The organism is Micromonospora coerulea, assembly GCF_016598485.1.
Taxonomy (GTDB): domain Bacteria; phylum Actinomycetota; class Actinomycetes; order Mycobacteriales; family Micromonosporaceae; genus Micromonospora; species Micromonospora coerulea.
Window position 1 is genome coordinate 65,990 of sequence record NZ_JAEMUW010000011.1, and the last position, 19,234, is coordinate 85,223.

Annotated in this window: 17 protein-coding genes, 2 pseudogenes and 1 riboswitch; of the genes and pseudogenes, 10 read left to right on the forward strand and 9 right to left on the reverse strand. The window is 74.4% G+C overall.

The genetic code is table 11. From position 1 onward, the window contains the following. The first annotated feature begins 41 nt into the window (after positions 1-41). On the forward strand, positions 42-1,859 hold the full coding sequence (locus tag I8N68_RS15940; RefSeq protein ID WP_200210916.1) for a glycerol-3-phosphate dehydrogenase/oxidase: 1,818 nt from the start codon (positions 42-44) through the stop codon (positions 1,857-1,859). A gap of 85 nt (positions 1,860-1,944) precedes the next feature. After that, positions 1,945-2,472, forward strand: a complete 528-nt coding sequence (locus I8N68_RS15945) for a hypothetical protein (protein WP_200210772.1) — start codon at positions 1,945-1,947, stop codon at positions 2,470-2,472. 24 nt (positions 2,473-2,496) lie between these two features. Here the strand turns inward: I8N68_RS15945 and I8N68_RS15950 are convergent, their stop codons facing one another. Continuing rightward, the gene (locus I8N68_RS15950) at positions 2,497-3,897 is read right to left on the reverse strand and encodes an FAD-binding oxidoreductase (protein WP_200210773.1); all 1,401 of its coding nucleotides are present in this window, start codon (positions 3,895-3,897) and stop codon (positions 2,497-2,499) included. A gap of 66 nt (positions 3,898-3,963) precedes the next feature. Here I8N68_RS15950 and I8N68_RS15955 point away from each other — a divergent pair, with 66 nt between their 5' ends. Then, complete coding sequence (locus I8N68_RS15955; protein ID WP_200210774.1) at positions 3,964-4,272, forward strand: DUF4031 domain-containing protein; 309 nt, start codon at positions 3,964-3,966, stop codon at positions 4,270-4,272. Positions 4,273-4,326: 54 nt separating this feature from the next. Here I8N68_RS15955 and I8N68_RS15960 read toward each other — a convergent pair whose 3' ends face one another. Next, complete coding sequence (locus I8N68_RS15960) at positions 4,327-4,965, reverse strand: HD domain-containing protein (RefSeq protein WP_200210775.1); 639 nt, start codon at positions 4,963-4,965, stop codon at positions 4,327-4,329. Positions 4,966-5,039: 74 nt separating this feature from the next. On the opposite strand from I8N68_RS15960, the gene I8N68_RS15965 reads away from it, so the two are divergent. Continuing rightward, complete coding sequence (locus I8N68_RS15965; protein WP_372433745.1) at positions 5,040-6,299, forward strand: FUSC family protein; 1,260 nt, start codon at positions 5,040-5,042, stop codon at positions 6,297-6,299. A 7-nt stretch (positions 6,300-6,306) separates the two neighbouring features. Here the strand turns inward: I8N68_RS15965 and I8N68_RS15970 are convergent, their stop codons facing one another. Beyond that, positions 6,307-7,572, reverse strand: a complete 1,266-nt coding sequence (locus I8N68_RS15970) for an aminotransferase class V-fold PLP-dependent enzyme (RefSeq protein WP_200210918.1) — start codon at positions 7,570-7,572, stop codon at positions 6,307-6,309. Between the two features lie 49 nt (positions 7,573-7,621). After that, a riboswitch (SAM riboswitch) is annotated at positions 7,622-7,740 on the reverse strand. 23 nt (positions 7,741-7,763) lie between these two features. On the opposite strand from I8N68_RS15970, the gene I8N68_RS15975 reads away from it, so the two are divergent. Next, the gene (locus tag I8N68_RS15975; protein ID WP_200210776.1) at positions 7,764-9,239 is read left to right on the forward strand and encodes a PrsW family intramembrane metalloprotease; all 1,476 of its coding nucleotides are present in this window, start codon (positions 7,764-7,766) and stop codon (positions 9,237-9,239) included. A 38-nt stretch (positions 9,240-9,277) separates the two neighbouring features. On the opposite strand, the gene I8N68_RS15980 is transcribed toward I8N68_RS15975, so the two are convergent. Both I8N68_RS15980 and I8N68_RS15985 read right to left on the reverse strand, forming a co-directional pair. Further along, entirely contained in the window at positions 9,278-9,445 is a 168-nt protein-coding gene (locus I8N68_RS15980) for a hypothetical protein (protein ID WP_200210777.1), read from the reverse strand. Positions 9,446-9,523: 78 nt separating this feature from the next. After that, a complete protein-coding gene (locus I8N68_RS15985) occupies positions 9,524-9,871 on the reverse strand; it encodes a GroES family chaperonin (RefSeq protein WP_200210778.1) in 348 nt (115 codons plus the stop codon). A 156-nt stretch (positions 9,872-10,027) separates the two neighbouring features. Here I8N68_RS15985 and I8N68_RS15990 point away from each other — a divergent pair, with 156 nt between their 5' ends. Then, entirely contained in the window at positions 10,028-11,326 is a 1,299-nt protein-coding gene (locus I8N68_RS15990; protein WP_372433741.1) for an AI-2E family transporter, read from the forward strand. Between the two features lie 127 nt (positions 11,327-11,453). On the opposite strand, the pseudogene I8N68_RS34235 reads toward I8N68_RS15990, so the two are convergent. Further along, positions 11,454-12,140: pseudogene (locus I8N68_RS34235) on the reverse strand (ATP-dependent DNA helicase); the annotation flags it as partial. A gap of 120 nt (positions 12,141-12,260) precedes the next feature. Continuing rightward, positions 12,261-13,601: pseudogene (locus I8N68_RS34240) on the reverse strand (ATP-dependent DNA helicase); the annotation flags it as partial. A 140-nt stretch (positions 13,602-13,741) separates the two neighbouring features. On the opposite strand from I8N68_RS34240, the gene I8N68_RS16000 reads away from it, so the two are divergent. After that, a complete protein-coding gene (locus I8N68_RS16000; RefSeq protein WP_200210780.1) occupies positions 13,742-14,248 on the forward strand; it encodes a DUF402 domain-containing protein in 507 nt (168 codons plus the stop codon). Between the two features lie 7 nt (positions 14,249-14,255). Here the strand turns inward: I8N68_RS16000 and sigJ are convergent, their stop codons facing one another. Beyond that, on the reverse strand, positions 14,256-15,224 hold the full coding sequence (gene sigJ / locus I8N68_RS16005; protein ID WP_200210781.1) for an RNA polymerase sigma factor SigJ: 969 nt from the start codon (positions 15,222-15,224) through the stop codon (positions 14,256-14,258). A 194-nt stretch (positions 15,225-15,418) separates the two neighbouring features. Between sigJ and I8N68_RS16010 the strand changes: the two genes are divergently transcribed. The 3 genes from I8N68_RS16010 to I8N68_RS16020 all read left to right on the forward strand — a co-directional run bounded on the left by I8N68_RS16010 (position 15,419) and on the right by I8N68_RS16020 (position 18,173). After that, a complete protein-coding gene (locus I8N68_RS16010) occupies positions 15,419-16,408 on the forward strand; it encodes a PPK2 family polyphosphate kinase (RefSeq protein ID WP_234039826.1) in 990 nt (329 codons plus the stop codon). Positions 16,409-16,537: 129 nt separating this feature from the next. Further along, a complete protein-coding gene (locus I8N68_RS16015; protein WP_109804640.1) occupies positions 16,538-17,164 on the forward strand; it encodes a DUF47 domain-containing protein in 627 nt (208 codons plus the stop codon). A 4-nt stretch (positions 17,165-17,168) separates the two neighbouring features. Then, positions 17,169-18,173 carry an inorganic phosphate transporter gene (locus I8N68_RS16020; protein ID WP_200210782.1) on the forward strand — a complete coding sequence of 335 codons (1,005 nt, stop codon included), beginning with the start codon at positions 17,169-17,171 and terminating at the stop codon, positions 18,171-18,173. Positions 18,174-18,257: 84 nt separating this feature from the next. On the opposite strand, the gene I8N68_RS16025 is transcribed toward I8N68_RS16020, so the two are convergent. After that, positions 18,258-19,226, reverse strand: coding sequence for a Gfo/Idh/MocA family protein (locus tag I8N68_RS16025; RefSeq protein WP_200210783.1), 969 nt, complete (start codon positions 19,224-19,226; stop codon positions 18,258-18,260). Positions 19,227-19,234: the final 8 nt, after the last annotated feature.

The window sequence follows — 19,234 nt, forward strand, 5'->3', positions numbered from 1 at the left end:
AGCACCCGGACGGTTACCGTGGACGGGTGCGCGACCCCAATGTGTCCCGATCCGAGGCCGGTCAGCTCTCCGTCACCCGCCGCGCCGACGACCTGCGCCGGCTGCGCGCGGAGCGGTTCGACGTGCTGGTCATCGGCGGCGGGGTGACCGGGGCGGGCGCCGCGCTGGACGCCGCGTCCCGCGGCCTCAAGGTGGCCCTGGTGGAGGCGCGGGACTACGCCGCCGGCACCTCCAGCCGGTCCAGCAAGCTCATCCACGGCGGCCTGCGCTACCTGGAGCAGCTCGAGTTCCACCTGGTCCACGAGGCGCTGACCGAGCGCGGGCTGCTCGCCACCCGGCTCGCGCCGCACCTGGTGCGCCCGGTGCCGTTCCTGGTCCCGCTCCCCGCCGGGCGGGGGCTGCGCGACCTGCCCGGCCGCTTCTTCCGCCGCTCCTACTACGGCGCGGGCGTGGCCACGTACGACGCCTTCGCCGGGATCTTCGGCGGTGGGCGCGGGATGCCGCTGCACCGGCACCTGACCCGCGAGGGCGCCCGGCGGATCTTCCCCAGCCTCCGGGCGGACGCCCTGGCCGGGGCGATCCGCTACTACGACGGGCAGGTGGACGACGCCCGCCTGGTGGTGACCCTCGCCCGGACGGCGGCCAGCCTCGGCGCGACCGTGGTGACCAGCGCGCGGGCGGTCGGCCTGATCCGCCAGGCCCGCGAGGTCACCGGGGTCCGGGTCCGCGACCTGGAGGCGCCCGCCGGTTCGCCGGACGCCGAGTTCGAGGTACGCGCCCGCACCGTCATCGCCGCCACCGGGGTGTGGAGCGACGACATGTCCCGGATGCTCAACGACGTCGGGCTGCGCCGCGGGGTGCGGGTCCGGGCGTCCAAGGGAGTCCACCTGGTGGTGCCCCGCTCGGCGATCACCGGCGAGACCGGGTTGATCCTGCGTACCGCCACCAGTGTGCTCTTCGTCATCCCGTGGGGCGGGCACTGGATCATCGGCACCACCGACACCGACTGGCGGCTGGACCGGTCCCACCCCGCGGCCACCGCGAAGGACATCGACTACCTGCTGGACCACGTCAACGCGGTGCTCGACCGGCCGCTGACCACCGCGGACATCGAGGGCGTGTACGCCGGGCTCCGCCCGCTGCTGGCCGGCGAGGCCGACTCCACCTCCAAGCTCTCCCGGGAGCACGCCGTGGTGGAGCCGATGCTGGGGCTGCTGCTGGTCGCCGGCGGCAAGTACACGACCTACCGGGTGATGGCCTCGGACGTGGTCGACCGGGCGGTGCACCGGCTCGGCTGGACCCGCCCGTCGCGGACGGCGGACCTGCCGCTGCTGGGCGCCGACGGGTACGCGGCGACCTGGCGGGACCGGGCCGACCTGGCCCGCCGGCACGGGGTGCCGGTCGGGGTGGTCGAGCACCTGCTGGAGCGGTACGGCACCCTCACCCGCGACCTGCTCGCCCTGATCGACGCCGACCCGTTGCAGGGCTCCCCGCTCGCCGGCGCCCCGGAGTACCTGGCCGCCGAGGTGACGTACGCGGCCCGGGCGGAGGGGGCGCTGCACCTGGAGGACGTGCTGACCCGGCGTACCCGGATCTCCTTCGAGACCAGCCACCGCGGCCTGGACTCCGCCGAGCACGCCGCGGAGCTGATGGGTGCGGTGCTCGGCTGGGACGCCGCGGCCCGGGCGCGCGAGGTGGCGCACTACCGGGCCCGGGTGGAGGCCGAGCGGCAGTCGCAGCTGATGGCGGACGACGTGGCGGCGGACGCCGCCCGGCTCGGGGCCCCGGACGTCCGGGGGTTCGCGGCGGATCGCGGGGTCGACGGCGACGTCGTCGAACTTCCCTCGTCCCCCCGGTAGCCGATCCGGTCCGGCTCCGGTCGGTGCAGACGGCCGGCCGGTCGGCGGGTACCGGCGCAACCTACGGTGGGGTAGGTTGCCGTGCGTGGTTCGCCCCTCATGGTCGTCTCTCATCCCCTTTTCGGCCGGCGTCCTGCTCGCGATCGCCCTGACCGGGTGCTCGGTCTTCGACCGGGCCGAGGGGTCCACCGTGCAACAGCGCGGCGACGCTCCCTCAAGCGACCAGGCGTCGGCGCCCACCGGGCCACGCCGGGTCTCGCTGGTGCAGAAGCTCGGCGCGGACGGCCCGGTCCGGTCGCTGGAGGTGACACCGGACGGGAAATGGCAGTGTCAGGACTGCGCCGGCGACGGGGTCAACTCCACCGGCGCGCTCGACCCGGGCCAGGTGCAGCGGTTGCAGCAGATGCTCGCCGACCCCGGCCTGGCGCAAGAGACCGACGAGGCCCGCCACTACAAGCAGGCCTGCATCGACGCGCTGACCTCGACGCTGCTCATCCCGCCCGGCCTGACCATCACCTCGCAGGACTGCCCGGGCGAGGACCGGCCGCCGGTCGCCGGCGAGATCCTGCTGCTGCTCACCCAGGTCACCCCGGCCGAGGTCCGCGGCGGCTGACCGCCCGCTGACCGGGCCGGCCGGTCAGAGCACCTTGCCGGGGTTGAACAGGCCCTCCGGGTCCAGCGCCGCCTTGATCGCCTGGTGCACCCGGACCCCGACCGGCCCGATCTCCCGGGCCAACCAGTCCCGCTTGAGCAGCCCCACGCCGTGCTCGCCCGTGCAGGTGCCACCGAGCTCCAGCCCCAGCCGCATGATCTCGTCGAAGGCCCGCCGGCCGCGCTCCAGGCTGGCCGGGTCGGCCCGGTCGACCACGATGTTCGGGTGCATGTTGCCGTCCCCGGCGTGCCCGACCACGCCGATCGGCACGGCGCATTCCTCAGCGATCCGCGCCACCCCGTCCAGCAGCGCCGCGAGCCTGCCGCGTGGCACGGCCACGTCGTCGATCACCAGCCCGCCGTTGCCGCCCGGGTACGCCTCGGCGGCGTACCGCTCCATCGCCGGGTGGGCCAGCCGACGGGCCTGGAGCAGGGCCGCCGCCTCCACCGCGTCGGTGGCCGCCCACACGTCGACGGCGCCGGCCGCCTCGCACACCTCGGCGATCCGGGCCAGGTCCTCGGCGGCCCGCCCGCCGGTGTCCACGGCGGCCAGCAGCAGCGCCTGCGCGTCGGTGCGCAACCCCATCGGCCGGTACGCCTCGATGGCCGTCAGGTGGGTCCGGTCCAGCAGCTCCAGCAGGCTCGGGCTCAGCCCCCGCTCGGCGATCCCGGCCACCGCCGTCCCGGCCGCCGCGGCCGAGTCGAAGACGGCGACCAGGGTCAGCGACTCCTCGGGCGCCGGCCGCAGCGAGACGGTGATCTCGGTGATCACCCCGAGGGTGCCCTCCGAACCGACGAACAGCCGGGTCAGGTCGTACCCGGCGACCCCCTTGGCGGTACGCCGGCCGGTGCGCAGCACCTCCCCGGAGGCGAGCACCACGGTCAGGCCCAGCACGTACTCGGTGGTGACGCCGTACTTGACGCAGCACATGCCGCCGGCGTTGGTGGCCACGTTGCCGCCGATGGTGGAGGACTCCCAGGAGCCGGGGTCCGGCGGGTACCAGAGGCCGTGCTTCCGTACCGCCCCGGCCAGCGTCGCGTTGACCACGCCGGGCTGCACCACGGCGATCCGGCTCACCGGGTCGATCTCCAGGATCGAGTCCATCGCGACGGTGCTCAGCACCACCGCGCCGTCGACCGCGTTCGCCCCGCCGGCCAGCCCGGTCCGGGCCCCCTGCGGCACCACCGGTACGCCGTGCCGGGCGGCCGCCCGGACCACCGCCGCGACCTGCTCGGTGTCCCGCGGCCGGGTGACGACCAGGGGTGTGCCGGCGGCGCAGAGATCGGCCTCGTCCCGCTCGTGCGTCCGGAGCAGGTCCGGGTCGGTCAGGACGGCGGCGTCGCCGAGCGCGGCCCGCAGGTCGTCGAGGAGGGGAGCACCGGCCATGCGGGGAAGGCTAGGTCCTCGCCTGCTGATCATCAACCGGCCCTCGGCCGCACTAGATTGGCGGTCATGCTGTATCTGGACCGGCCGGCCGTGCTCTGGCGGGGGCGGCTCTGGTCGCACCTGATCAGCGACGTCTCCTACGCCGAGCTGCACGCCTTCGCCGAGGCGCTGGGCGCCCCCCGCCGCGGCTTCGACCGGGACCACTATGACCTTCCCGCCGAGCGCTTCCGGATGGCGGTCTGGCTCGGCGCCCACGTCGTCCCCAGCCGCGACCTGGTCCGGCTCCTCCGCGACGCCGGCCTCCGTCGCCCCAAACACCTCCACCTCCCCCACCCTCCCCACGATCGTGCACGTTCGGTCCGCGAGCTGGACTGAGGTGCCCGTTCCGCCCGGTCGGCATCGGCAGGATCCCCGACCCGACGCCTCCCATTAGGGGTGGAGGGTGGCCAGTTCGCGGGTGAGGTTGGTGCGGGCGGGGGTCTCCCAGCGGGAGTGCAGAGTGGGGAGGCGGTAGAGGCGGGGGAGGGCGAGGAGGGACTCCAGCACCCGGGCCCGGCCGGCGCGGAAGTCCGGGTCGGGAACGTGGGCGTACTCCCGGCGGACGGCGGCGGCGTAGCGGTCGTACGCCGGTGGCGGGTCGGCCAGGACGGCCAGGTCGGCGTCGCAGAGCAGGGCCCCGTCCGGGTCGTCACCGGTCACCGCGTGCCCGGCGGTGAGCAGCACCAGCCGGCGGACCTCGGCCACCGCCCCGGCCGGGAGCCCGGCGTCGGCGAGCAGCCGGTCGGCGAGGGCCGCGCTGGCCCGTTCGTTGGCGTCGCCGCCGGCCCGCGGGTCGTAGACCGCGTCGTGGCACCAGGCGGCCAGCCGGACCAGGTCGGGCCGGCGGGCCAGCGTCGCGTGCCCGTCGACCACGTCGAGCACCGCGGTCAGGTGGGTGAGCGTGTGGTAGTGCCGGTGTGGTTCCCGCCAGCCGGCCAGCAGCCGGGCACCGGCCCGGTCCACCCCGGCCGGGTCGGTCGCCCCGGCGCCCCGGGCCGCGTCCCGCCACCGCGCGATCAGCTCTCCCACCCGGTGCAGTCTGCCCCACTGCCGCCGGGAGCGAGGATTCACCGGGCGCGATGCGGGTAGTCCCCGCCATGGCCGTGGCCCGGGACCGACGACCGTCGTTGCTGCGGCGTGCCGCGTCGAAGCGCGCAGTGCCAGACGTCGACGCGGCGCGGATCGCCGAGGCGGTGGAGCAACTGCGCCACCGGGGGAGGGCCACCCTGCACGACCGGCTGCACCGGGTCCGGCTGGCGCTGGGCCTGGCCGTGCAGGCCGGGCTGGCCGCCGCGCTGGCCTGGGTCGTCTCCCACAAGCTGCTGGGCAACCCACAGCCGGTCTTCGCGCCGATCTCCGCGGTGGGCACGCTCGCCGCGTCGGTCGGCCAGCGCCTGCGCCGCACCGTCGAGCTGATCGTCGGCGTGGCGGTCGGGGTGGCCCTCGGCGACTTCCTGATCTATCTGCTCGGCAACGGCGGCTGGCAGTTGGGCGTGGTGGTGACGGCCGCGATCCTGCTGACCATCTTCTTCGGCGCGAGCGTGGCGATCGTGATCCAGGCCGCGGCCACCGCCGTGCTGATCGTGACGCTCAGCCCGTCCACCCAGAACCTGGAGATACCGCGCTTCGTCGACGCGTTCATCGGCGGTGGCATCGCGCTGCTGGTGACCGCGATCCTGCTACCGCTCAACCCGCTCCGGGTGATCAACCGAGCCGCCCGGCCGGCCCTGGACCTGCTCGCCGGGCAGCTCGACGTCACCGCCGAGGCGCTGCGCAAGCGGGACCGGCACAGCGCCCAGCGCGCGCTGGAACGGCTGCGGGAGAACAAGGACGAGCTGGCCACCTTCAGCGAGGCGATCGAGGGGGCCAAAGAGACCAGCACCCTCTCCCCGGCCCGCTGGCACCGGCGCAACGAGCTGACCCACTACGCCGAGGCGGCGGGCCCGATCGACCGGGCGATGCGCAACAGCGGCACCCTGATCCGCCGCTCGGTCACCCTGATCGAGGACGAGGAGCCGATCCCGGACCCGATGCCGGACGCGATCGCCCACCTGGCCGAGTCGGTCCGCCTGCTCCGGCACGAGTTCGCCGTCGGCGAGGAACCGGAGAAGGCCCGCGAGCGGTCCCTGCGCGCGGTCAGCGAGGCCGGCCGGGCGTACGCGCAGGGGGTCGGCTTCTCGGGCAGCGTGGTGATCGCCCAGGTGCGGACCGCGGCCAGCGACCTGATGGTCGCCTCGGGCATCGAGCAGGAGGAGGCGAACCGGCTCGTCCGGCGGTCGTTCGGCGACGCGGAGCAGCCGCCGAGCGGCCAGGCCGAGCAGGAGGGCGCCCCGAAGAAGCCGACGGCGCCCCCGGTCGGGTGACCCGGGTTCAGCCCAGCTCGGCCAGGGCGGCGACCAGCCGGTCCACCTCCGCCACGGTGCTGCCGAGGCCGATGCTGGCCCGCAACGCGGTCTCCGGGAGGTCCCGCCGGCCGCTGCGCGCCGCCGCCTCGGTGAGCAGTCGCCGGGCCAGCGGGTGGGCGCAGAACAGCCCGTCCCGGACCCCGATCTGGTGCGCGCCGGCCAGGTGCGCGGCGACCTCGGCGGAGTCCCGGCCGGCCACCACGAAGGAGACGATGCCCACCCGGGGTGCGTCCGGGGCGAAGGTCCGCAGCTCCACCACGTGCGGCAGGGCGGCCAGCCCGGTCCGCAGCCGGGCCAGCAGCCGCTGCTCCCGGGCGTGCAACGCGTCCCGGTCGGCCCCGCCGAGCGCGGCGCAGACCGCGGCGAGGGCGACCGCGCCGAGCAGGTTCGGGGTACCGGCCTCGTGCCGGGCCGGGCCGGTGGCCCACCGTACGTCGTGGGTGGCCGCGCCGACGTGACCGGTGGCGCCGCCCCCCGCCAGGTACGGCGGGGCGGCGTCCAGCCAGTCCGACCGCCCGACGAGCACCCCGGCGCCGAACGGCGCGTACAGCTTGTGGCCGGAGAGCGCCAGGTAGTCCACGTCCAGCGCGGTCAGGTCGACCGGCGCGTGCGGGGCGAGCTGGGCGGCGTCGACCACGATCCGGGCGGCGTGCCGGCGGGCCACCCGGGCCAGCTCGGCCACCGGCCAGCGCTCCCCGGTCACGTTGCTCGCCCCGGCCACCGCGACCAGCACGGGCAGCCCCGGCCGGGCGTCCCGACGCAGCTCGCCGAGGGCGGCGTCCAGCGCCCGGACCGCCCCGGCGGGGCTCTCCGGCACCGGCAGCCGGACCGAGCCACGCGGCCAGGGCAGCAGGTTCGCGTGGTGCTCACCGGCGAAGGTGACCACGGTGGTGCCGGCGGGCAGCGCCCGAGCCAGCAGGTTCAGCGCGTCCGTGGTGTTCCGGGTGAAGATCACGTGGTCGCCGGCGCGGGCCCCGACGAAGTCACCGACCGTCTGCCGGGCCCGCTCGTAGGCCAGCGTGCAGCGCCGCGACAGTGCGCCGGCGCCGCGGTGCACGCTCGCGTACCAGGGCAGCAGCTCGGCCACCGCGTCGGCCGCGGCCCGCGCGCACGGCGCGCTGGCCGCGTAGTCCAGGTTGATCTGCCCGGGTACGCCGAGCACGCCGAGCGGGTCGGTGCCGACCGGCCGGGTCGGGCGCGCGGGCAGCGAGGGTGCGAGCGTGAGGGTCATGCCGGAGGCCTCCGGGTCCAGGGGACCCCGGGTGGCAGCACCGGGACGGGGTCCGCGCTTGCCCAGCACGCCGTTCGGGCTGGGCCCGGTCATCACCCGGGGCACCCCACCGCGAACTACGAGGGTTGCCGGCCAGCAAGCCGGGGCTTCGCGCTGGCACTCGTGACCTGTACGGCAGCATAGCGGCCGAGATGCGGCCGGACCAGAGGGCCACGGGTGACTACGCTGACCGCATGGCCGACACCCCGCCCGGCGGAGCCCCGCCGCCGATCGCGCCCGCCGCCCCGCCGTCGGTGACCCCCCGGATGCCGCTGCGCCGGCTGGGCTGGCGGCGGTTCTTCGCGCTCGCCGCGGTCGTGCTGCTGATCGCCGCCGGGGCGGTCTTCATGGTCTTCACCCTCGGCGAGAGCCTCGGTGCCCAGGCGCTGCTGGTCGGCGTGGTCGCGGCCGTCCTGCCGGTGCCGGTGCTGGTCGCGTGCTTCCTCTGGCTGGACCGCTACGAGCCGGAGCCGCTGAAGTATCTGATCTTCTGCTTCGCCTGGGGCGCCTTCGTCTCCACCGCCATCTCGCTGCTGGTCAACGAGACGGCCGCCCAGCAGTTCAAGAACTGGGGGCTGCCCTCCGCGCTCACCGCCGTGCTGGTCGCCCCGTTCATCGAGGAGCTGACCAAGGCGCTCGGACCGATCCTGCTGCTGATCTTCCGGCGCCGGGAGTGGTCCGGCATCACCGACGGGCTGGTCTACTGCGGGCTCTCCGCGATCGGCTTCGCCATGGTGGAGAACATCCTCTATCTGGGCGGGTACGGCTACCGCACCGGCGTCGAGGAGTACGGCCCGGCGACCGGCGCCCGTCAGGTGATCGCGATCTTCATCGTCCGGATCCTGCTCTTCGGCTTCGCGCATCCGCTGTTCACCTCGATGACGGGGGTGGGCCTGGGCATCGCCGCGCGGAGCGCCGACCGGCGGGTCCGGGTGCTCGCCCCGATCGCCGGCCTGCTGCTGGCGATGATGCTGCACGGCACCTGGAACCTGCTGCCCTCGCTGGCCGCGGCCACCGGCCAGCCGCTGATCGTGCTGTACGGCTACATCGGCGTGATGGTGCCGATCTTCTTCGGCATGGTGGGGCTGGCCATCTGGCTGCGCGCCTGGGAGGGACGGCTCACCGAACGCACCCTGCCCGACTACGTGCGCGCCGGCTGGCTCACCCCGCCCGAGGTGGCCGCGCTGGGCAGCCTGGGCCGGCGGCACGCGGCGCGCACCTGGGCCCGCCGGATCGCCGGTGACGGCGGGGTGCGGGCGATGCGCGGCTACCAGTTCGCGGCCACCCGGTTGGCGCTGCTCCGCGACGGGATGCGCCGGGGCCTGGACCAGAAGCAGGCCGACCGGGACCGGACGGCCCGGGAGGAACGGGAGCTGCTGGAGGCGATCGCGGCGTACCGGTCGTTCTTCGTCGGCCGGGATCCGCAGGCGCCGGTGGGGGTCTGGGACGGGCAGCGCTACCACCTGCGGTTCCCGGACGGCTCGCAGCGGGCGGTGCCGGCGCCGGACGAGCCGGTGGTGCCGATCCCGGTGGTGCTCACCCCGCCGCCCCCGGCCCACCCGGCCGGCTATGGTCCGCCCGGCTGGTACGGTCCCGGGCCGGTGGCTCCCTGGCATCCCGGCGCCTGACCGGTCCACAGGTGGGCGCGGGGAGGCGGCGGAGCGGGTCAGCTCATCAGGCCGGTGAGGAAGTCACCGAGCCCCTGGGCGATCGCCATCAGCGCCGCCCCGATCCCCTTGAACAGCTGGGCCGCGCCGTCCGGCCGGAACGCCATGAAGTAGATCAGGAAGGCGACGAAGCCCCAGAACAGCAGCTTCTTCAGGAATACCGGCATCGTCCCTCCCCAGGGCGCTGGAGATGCCTGGCTTCCCGTCGGGACGGACGGCAAACGACATCCCGGGGCGGGACGGGCCTACAGGTAGAGGCCGGTCGAACCGGTCGGCTCCTTCTCCACCCGTTCGGCGGCGACGGCGTGCACGTCGCGCTCGCGGAGCAGCACGTACCCGCGGCCGTGCAGCTCGACCTCGGACCGGTCGTCGGGGTCGAAGAGCACCCGGTCCCCGGCGACGATCGAGCGGACGTGCGGGCCCACCCCCACCGCGGTGGCCCAGGCCAGGCGCTTGCCCACTGAAGCGGTGGCCGGGATGACGATGCCCGCGGTGGAGCGGCGCTCGCCCTCGCCGCCCTCCACGCGCACCAGCACGCGGTCGTGCAGCAGGCGGATCGGCAGGCCGGAGTCGAGGTTCTGGTCGGCGGTCACCCGAAGACGCTACCGCGTGGGCGGTGGTCGATCGTCGTCGTGGTTGGGCGGGCCCGGGCGGGGGCAATGTGTGGCGGATCCGCCCTACGGTGGGGCGGACGGACGTATCCTGTCCCCCCCTGTGTCCTGGGCGGACCAGCTTTGCGGGAGGTGCGCTTGAGCCGCTTCGAGCGGATGCGCGGACGGCTCCGTCGCGCGTATGAGTCGGGACGCGAGTCGGTGCGCCTGAGCCGCGCCGAGCCGGCGGGCGAGCCCGACGAGCCGGGGGTGGCCACGCCGGCCGCGCCCGGTCCGGTGGCGCCGCCTGCGGCGACGGTGGTGGGCGCGGAGCCACCGGCCGCCATGCACAACTCCACTGTCAGCCGGGACGACGCCGACGTGCCGCACGCGCTCCGGCTCGCCGCCGCCTGGTCCTGGCGGCTGATCGTGGTCGGCATCGTGGTCTGGGTACTGCTCCGGATCGTCGGCACCATCCGGATCGTGATCATCCCGCTGGCGATCGCGCTGCTGCTCTCGGCCCTGCTCGCCCCGGCGGTCGGCTGGCTGCTCAGGGCGCGGTTCCCCCGGTCCCTGGCGACCGGCGTCGTGCTGGTCGGCGGGCTGGCCGCGGTGGTCGGCACGCTGACCCTGGTGGTGAACGAGTTCATCCAGGGCGTGCCGAAGCTGACCGAGAAGTCGTCGGAGGGCGTCCGGCAGATCCAGAACTGGCTCAAGACCGGGCCGCTGCACCTCTCCGACGGCCAGCTCAACAACTACATCGACGAGGCGCAGGGCTGGATCGACGCCAACACCAAGACGTTCACCAGCGGCGCGCTCTCCACCGCGGCCACCCTGGCCGAGGTGCTCACCGGCACCATCCTGGTGCTCTTCGCCACCTTCTTCTTCCTCCGCGACGGCAGCCGGATCTGGCGGTTCCTGGTCCGGCTGCTGCCGGTCGCGGCCCGCTGGAAGGTCGACGACGCCGGCCGGGCGTCCTGGTCGACGCTGGGCGCCTACGTCCGGGCCACCGTGCTGGTCGCCTTCATCGACGCGGTCGGCATCGGCATCTTCCTCGTCATCTTCGACATCCCGTTCGCCTTCCCGCTGGCCGCGCTGGTCTTCCTCGGGGCGTTCATCCCGATCGTCGGCGCCGCGCTCTCCGGCGTCGTGGCGGTGCTGGTGGCGCTCGTCGACAGCGGGCCGATCAGGGCGCTGATCATCCTCGGCGTGGTGATCGGCGTGCAGCAGTTGGAGGGGCACGTCCTCCAGCCGCTGATCATGGGGCGCGCGGTGGCCATCCACCCGCTCGCCGTGATCATCGGGATCGCCGCCGGCGTCGTCCTGGCCGGGATCACCGGGGCGCTGGTCGCGGTGCCGCTGATCGCGGTGCTGAACACGGCCGTCCGCCGGCTGGCCGCCCGGACGGTGCCGGACACCCCGCCGGACGCGGTGGTGGTCGCCTCGCAGGCGCCGTGATTTGATCGGAATTGATTGACCGAGGCCCGGGCGGTTGGCGGTCGATCACCCTGCTTCCTGCACATTCTCCGGGGCGGCCGTGCCGGGGGAGCGGGCGGACGGCCGACGGGGTCGTCCGCTCGCTCCGTCAGCTCTTTCCGAGCCGCTCCAGGGCGCCGCGCGCCACGTCCGGCCGGGTGGTGTACCAGAACGGCGGCAGCGAGCGGCGCAGGAACGGGCCGTACCCCCGCGCGGTCTCCAGCCGGGAGTCGAGCACCGCCACGACCCCCCGGTCGCCGGTGGCCCGGATCAGCCGCCCCACCCCCTGCGCCAGCCGCACCGCGGCGATCGGCACGCTGACCGCGGCGAAGCCCGACCCGCCGCCCGCGTCCACCGCCGCGGCCCGGGCCGCCGCGAGCGGCTCGTCCGGGCGGGGGAAGGGCAGCCGGTCGATCACCACGAGCTGGCAGGCCTCGCCCGGCACGTCCACTCCCTGCCAGAGCGACATCACTCCGAACAGGCAACTCGACCGCTCCTCCCGGAACCGACGGACCAGCAGCGGCAGTGCCTCTTCGCCCTGCAGCAGCACCGGCAGGTCGGTCCGCGCGCGGACCAGCTCTGCGGCCTGCTGTGCGGCCCGTCGGGAGGAGAAGAGCCCGAGGGTACGCCCACCGAGCGCCCCGACCAGCGCCAGCAGCTCCTCGCCGGCCGCCTCGGGCAGCCCGGAGACGCTGGGGCGGGGCAGGTGCGCGGCGACGTAGAGGATGCCCTGCCGCGCGTAGTCGAACGGCGAGCCGACGTCCAGCGACCGCCAACCCGGCCCCTCGGTGGCCGGCACGGTGCCGGTGGCGGCCCGGCTGCCGGGCGCGGCGGCGACCGGCGCGGGGGTGGCGGCGTCCCCGCGCGCGGTGCTGGCCGCCAGGGCGGCGGCGGCCGGGGACGGCGGAGCGGGCGGGGGCGCGTCCAGCCCGAGCGCCCTGGCCACCGTGTCGAACCGGCCGCCGAGCGCCAGGGTGGCCGAGGTGGCGACCACGGTGCGCTCGTCGTACAGGTGGGTGGCGAGGGTGCCGGCCACCGAGAGCGGGGCGACCACCAGGGCGCGCCGGCTGCCGTTGTCGGGCTTCTCCACCCAGGCCACGTCGTGGTCGGCCTCCTCCAGCAGCCGCTGGGCGGTGGTGGAGAGCTCGTCCAGCACCGCCTTCGCCTGCTGCTTGCGCACCGGGTCCGGGTCGTCGGCCTTGACCTCGCCGATCGCCTCCAGCGCCGCCCGGGTCGCCGCGTCGAGCAGCGTGCACGCCTCCCGCAGCGGTGCCGGCAGCCCGGCGGTCAGCCGCCCGGCGGGCGCCTCGGCCAGCCCGACGGCGAGGGCGTCGCCCGCCTCGGTGAGCCGCTCGGCGACCTCCGGGCGCAGCAGCGGCCGGGCCCGCCGGGTGGACCGGTCGATCAGCTCCGGGACCAGCTCGGCCTGGGCGGCCGAGGAGACCCGGTCGGCCAGCTCGTGCGCCTCGTCCACGATGAGCAGCTTGTGCGGCGGCACGATGTGCCGGTCGGCGAGCATGTCGACGGCGAGCAGGCTGTGGTTGGTGACCACGATGTCGGCCTCGCGGGCCCGGGCCCGGGACGCCTCGGCGAAGCACTCCTGACCGAATGGGCAGCGGGTGGCCCCGACGCACTCCCGGGCCGGCATCGACACCAGCCGCCAGGCCTGGTCGTCGACGCCCGGGTCCAGCTCGTCCCGGTCGCCGGTGGCGGTCTTCTCCGCCCAGTCGCGCAGCCGCTGGATCTGCTTGCCGAGCCGGCCCGCCTCGCCGAGCCACTTCGTCCCGCCGCCGGGGCGGGCGGCCGGGGCGTCGAAGAGGCTGTCCTCCGGCTCGTCCTCACTGGAGTTGTCGAGCCGGGCCAGGCAGAGGTAGTGGTGCCGGCCCTTGAGCACGGCGAAGGTGGGCCGCCGGCGCAGCAGCGGCTCCACCGCGTCGGCGAGCCGGGGCAGGTCGTGCTCGACGAGTTGGGACTGCAACGCCAGGGTGGCGGTGGACACCACCACCGGGCCGTCCACGGTGAGCGCCGGGGCGAGGTACGCCAGCGACTTGCCGGTGCCGGTGCCGGCCTGGACGAGCAGGTGCTCGCGGGAGGCGATGCTCCGCTCGATCGCCTCGGCCATCTGCTGCTGGCCTGGCCGGGCGGACCCGCCGGGCACGGCGCCGACCGCCGCGGCGAGCAGATCGGCCCCGCTCGGCCGGGCACCCCGACCTTTCCGGGACGTGGCGGGGCCGGCGGCGGTGCGGGGCGGAGTCACCGTGCGACGGTACCCGCCGCGGCCGACACCGGCGTCGCCGATCCGCCGGGCGTGGCGTGGTCACCGTCCGGTTTCCGGTGGGTCGCGTCCGGTTACCTGCCGATCGCGTCGCGTGGCTGGAATCGGTTAGGGTGCCAGTCATGCCGAGCGACGTGGTCCGCGTGATCTACCGCAAGTACGACGGCGGCGCGCACCGCGACTACCCGGCCCGCCGCCTCGCCGAGGACGACCTCGGCGTCTGGCTCGGCGTGCCGGCCGGCACCGAATCGGTCTACCACGGCCGCCCCTCGGTCGAGCAGATCCCCTTCGTCCTGCTGGTGCCGCACCACGGCTGGTGGACGGGGATGTTCAACCCGCCGCCGCGGACCAGCGAGGTCTACTGCGACATCGCCACCCCGGCCCGCTGGGAGGGCGACGACACCGTGCACCTGGTCGACCTCGACCTGGACGTGGTCCGGCGCCGCGCCACCGGCCTGGTCGAGCTGCGCGACGAGGACGAGTTCGCCGAGCACCGGGCGCGCTTTGGCTACCCGGAGGACGTGGTGGCCGAGGCCGAGGCGGCAGCCCGCTGGCTCTTCGGCGCCCTCGGCGACGGCACGGAGCCGTTCGCCACGTCGTACCGGAAGTGGCTGACCCTGGTGGTCTGAGCGGGGCTCACCAGCGCGGCGGCCAGACGTCGTCCGGCCGGAAGTCGGGCAGGGCAGCCAGCTTTTCCGGGTTGAGCTGGTGGAAGACGCCGGTGATCCGCCCCTCGTGCACCGCGTACGCGCTGACCAGGCGCAGCGTGCGGCCGTCCCGGTAGACGGTCTCCATCTGCCAGCCGAGGGCGCCGTCGACCAGCACCGGCCGGACCAGCAGCGGGCCGGCGAACCGGGCGGCCTGGCCGAAGAGGCCGAGGATGAAGCGGGCCACCGCCTCGGCGCCCACCACCGGCCGGCGGGCCGCCGGGAAGTGCCCGCCGCTGTCGCCGACCATGACCACGTCCGGGGCGAGCACCTCGACCAGCCGGTCCAGCTCGCCGGACTCCACCGCCGTGGCGAACGCGGCGAGCACACGTTGCTGCTCGGCCAGGTCGGCGGTGTGCCGGGGGACGTCCGGGCCGGTGACCGCGCGGCGGGCCCGGGAGGCGAGCTGCCGGGCGGCGGCGGGAGTGGTGCCGAGCACGTCGGCGATGGTGGCGAACGGCACCGCGAAGACGTCGTGCAGGACGAAGGCCACCCGCTGCTCCGGCGCGAGCCGCTCCAGCACCAAAAGCAGCGCGGTGCCGAGCTGGTCGGTGCGGACCGCCCGCTCGGCCGGGTCCGGGGCGAAGCCGTCCGTGGCCGGTACGGCGGTCACCACGGGTTCGGGCAGCCACTGGCCGGGATAGGTCTCCCGGCGTACCCGGGCGGAGCGGAGCACGTCCAGGCAGATCCGCGAGCAGGTGGTGGTCAGCCAGGCGCGCAACTGGCGGATCTCGGCGCGGGCGGCCGGATCGGCGAGCGCGCCCGCGTACCGCAGCCAGGTTTCCTGGACCGCGTCCTCGGCCTCGCTCCGGCTGCCGAGCATCCGGTGCGCCACCGCGGTCAGGTGCCCCCGCTCCGCCTCGAACTCGGCCTCGAACTCCGCCGCGAGATCAGCCACCACGCTCTCCCTTCTCCGACCCGCATTCTCCCCCACCCCCACCCCCCGCCCAAGATCCGCGCACGTTCCAGGAGAGCGGGGTGGCCTTCCGAGCGACGAAGGGCCCTCTTTCTCGGAGAGTGCGCATTCGGGGGGTGAGGGCGGGCGGAGGGCGTCGGGAGGCGGCGAACAGCGGGGTGGGTGAGCATGGGGGGATGAGTGGAGTCGATGAGGCGGGCGTGCTGCGGCCCGTGGGCGGGGGCATGCGGGAGCTGCTGCGGGTGCGGCCCGCCGGCGGGACGGTGGACCTGGCGGCGATCGACCCACGCTCCACGCCCGGGCTGCCGGCGGCCGCGGGCAGCGGAAAGCGGCGCAAGGCGTGGGCCCAGGAGCAGGTCGAGCTGCTCGGCGCCGAGCTGGGCCGGCAGCAGGAGATGCTGTACGCGTCGGCGAAGGGCGCGGCCGGCCCGGATGCGCCGACCAGCGCTCCGACGGCGGCGGACGCCCAGCTCGACGGCGAACGGCCGCGCCGGGTGCTGCTGGTGCTCCAGGCGATGGACTGCGGCGGCAAGGACGGCACGATCAAGCGGGTGGCGGGCGCGATGAACCCGCTCGGCCTGCACATCCGCTCGTTCGGGCCGCCCACCGAGGAGGAACTGCGGCACGACTTCCTGTGGCGGATCCGCCGGGCCCTGCCGCCGCCCGGCTATGTCGGGATTTTCAACCGCTCCCACTACGAGGACGTGCTGATCGCCCGGGTCGGCGCGCTGGTCGACGAGGCCACCTGGCGGGCCCGGTACGACGAGATCAACGCCTTCGAGCGGGAGCTGGTCGACGGCGCGGTGACCCTGGTGAAGGTGATGCTGCACATCTCGTACGCCGAGCAGGGCGAGCGGCTGATGGAGCGGCTGACCGACCCGCACAAGTACTGGAAGTACAACCCCAGCGACCTGGAATCGCGGGCCCGCTGGGCCGACTACCAGGCCGCGTACGCCGACGCCCTGGCCCGGTGCGACGCGGACGCCGCCCCCTGGTTCGTGGTGCCGGCGGACCGCAAGTGGTACCGGGACTGGGCGGTCGCCCACCTGCTCCGGGAGACGTTCGGCGGACTTGATCTGGGGTATCCGGCTGCCGGTTTCGACGTGCAGCGGGAGCGCCAGCGGTTGCGGAGCGGGGACGAGGGGCCGAAGGTGAACGACAGGTGAACGAGCGGTGAATCCGGCCTGACCAGGGGTGGGCCGGGGAATCCCCGCTCCCGCCGTGTCCTTAGCATGCCCAGAGCAGGCGCCCGGGGGCGTCGGCCACCCTTCCACCGACACGACGAGGTCCGTGCTGTGAAGTTTTCCTTCCGTCCCACCGAGGGCGCCTTCTACGAGCTCTTCACCAGGGCCGCGCAGAACCTGGTGCGGGGTACCGAGCTGCTCAACGAGCTGGCCCTGCCCGGCGTCGACGTCCAGTCGGTCAGCGAGCGGCTGACCGAGGTCGAGCACGACAGTGACCAGATCACCCACCAGCTGTACAAGAAGATCAACTCCACCTTCATCACCCCGTTCGACCGGGAGGACATCTACCGGCTGGGCTCGCTGCTCGACGACGTGATGGACCACCTGGAGGCGGTCGGCAACCTGCTCTACCTGTACGGCCTGACCAAGCTCCCCGCGCTGCCGCGCGAGCTGCACGAGCTGGTGAACGTCCTCGACCTGCAGGCCAAGCTGACCGCCGAGGCGATGCCCCGGCTGAAGTCGATGAAGGATCTCGAGGAGTACTGGATCGAGTGCAACCGGCTCGAGAACGACGGCGACCAGGCGTACCGGATGCTGCTGGTCCGGCTCTTCTCCGGCGAGTACGACGCGCTCACCGTGCTGAAGATGAAGGAGGTCGCCGACGAGCTGGAGGCCGCCTGCGACGCCTTCGAGCACGTGGCGAACACCGTCGAGACCATCACGGTCAAGGAGTCCTGATCCTGTGACTCCCGAACTCATCGCCGTGCTGGCGGTGATCGCGGTGGCCCTGGCGTTCGACTACACCAACGGCTTCCACGACGCCGCCAACGCGATCGCGACCAGCGTCTCGACCCGGGCGTTGACGCCCAGGATCGCCCTGGTGCTGGCCGCCGTCGGCAACTTCGTCGGCGCGCACTTCGGCGCCGGCGTGGCCAAGACCGTGGGCGACGGCCTGGTCACGCTCCCGACCGGCGTGGCCAGCCTCGGGGTGGTCTTCGCCGGGGTGCTCGGCGCCATCGCCTGGAACCTGATCACCTGGTACTTCGGCCTGCCGTCGTCCTCCTCGCACGCCCTCTTCGGCGGCCTGGTCGGGGCGACCCTGCTGGCCACCGGCGGCGTGGTGCAGTGGGCCAACATCGGCGAGAAGGTCATCCTCCCGATGATCCTGTCGCCGATCGTCGGCCTCACCCTCGGCTACCTGCTGATGCTGGCCATCCTCTGGCTGTTCCGGAAGGGGCAGCCGGGCAAGCTCAACCGGGGCTTCCGCTGGGCACAGACCGCCTCGGCGGCGGCCATGTCGGTCGGCCACGGCATGCAGGACGCCGCGAAGACCATGGGCATTGTGGTGCTGGCCCTCTACACCGGCGGTTTCCAGGACGACAAGACGCACATCCCGGGCTGGGTCTTCTGGACCTCGGCGACCATGCTGGCACTGGGCACGTACGCCGGTGGCTGGCGGATCATCCGCACCCTGGGTCGCAAGATCATCGACCTGGGCCCGCCGGAGGGCTTCGCCGCCGAGACGGTGGCCAGCGCGGTGCTCTACTTCAACGCCCTGGTGCTGAAGGCCCCGATCTCCACCACCCACACCATCACCTCGGCGATCATGGGGGTGGGCGCGACCAAGCGGCTCTCCGCGGTCCGCTGGAACGTCGCCGGCAACATCGTGATCGCCTGGATCATCACGTTCCCGGCGGCCGCCGCGATCGCCTGCCTCTCCTACCTGGTGGTCCGGCCGCTGTTCTGACGCGCCGACCGTCGAGGGGCCCCCTGCCACGGCAGGGGGCCCCTCACGCGTAGTCGACGGGTTTGCTGCCACGGCAGTGGGCCCTCACGCGTAGTGGACCCCGATCCGCTCCCGGATCCCGTCCAGCAGCGCCATCACCTCCAGCGTCGTGGCGTGCGGGACCAGCGGGCTCTCGGTCAGCCCGGCGGCCAGACAGCGCTGCACCTCGACGGCCTCGTGCTGGTAGCCGCCGCCGGTCAGGTCGGCGGGAATGGTCTCCGGTTCGGTCCCGAGCCGGTGCAGCACGGCCGAGCCGGGCCGGTAGAAGGGCTCGGGCAGGTCGACGCGGCCAGTGGTGCCGGTGATCGAGGCGGTGATCGCGGTCGCGCCGACCAAGCCGCAGCTCAGCGTGGCGACCGCGCCCGAGTCCCAGCCGAGCACGATGCCGGTGTTCTCGTCCACGCCCTCCGGGCCGAGCTTGGCCCAGGCGTGCACGTGCTGGGGCACGCCGAGCAGCAGGTGGGCCAGGCTCAGCGGGTACACCCCGAGGTCGAGCAGCGCGCCGCCGCCCAGCGTCCGGGCCCGCATCCGGTGCTCGGGCGGGAACGGCCCGGCCACCCCGAAGTCCGCCCGTACGCTGGTCACCTCGCCGATCGCCCCGTCCGCGATCAGCTCCGCCACGCGGAGGATCAGCGGGTTGGTGCGCATCCACATGGCCTCCATCAGGAAGACCCCGCGGGCGCGAGCCGTCTCGATCAGCTCGGTGCTGGTGGCCAGGTCGAGGGTGAACGGCTTCTCCACCAGCACCGCCCGGTCGGCGGCGAGGCAGGTCATGGTCGCCTCGTGATGCGCGGCGTGCGGGGTGGCCACGTAGATCACATCCAGGTCCGGGTCCGCGGCCAGCTCCGCCCAGGAGCCGTACGCCCGCGGGACGCCGTGCCGGGCGGCGAACAGCTCGGCGCTGTCCGGCGTACGCGAGCCGACCGCGACCAGCTCGGCGTCCGGTACCAGCCGCAGGTCCTCGGCGAAGCGTCCGGCGATGTGTCCGGTGGCGAGGATCCCCCAACGGGTCATGCCACCGG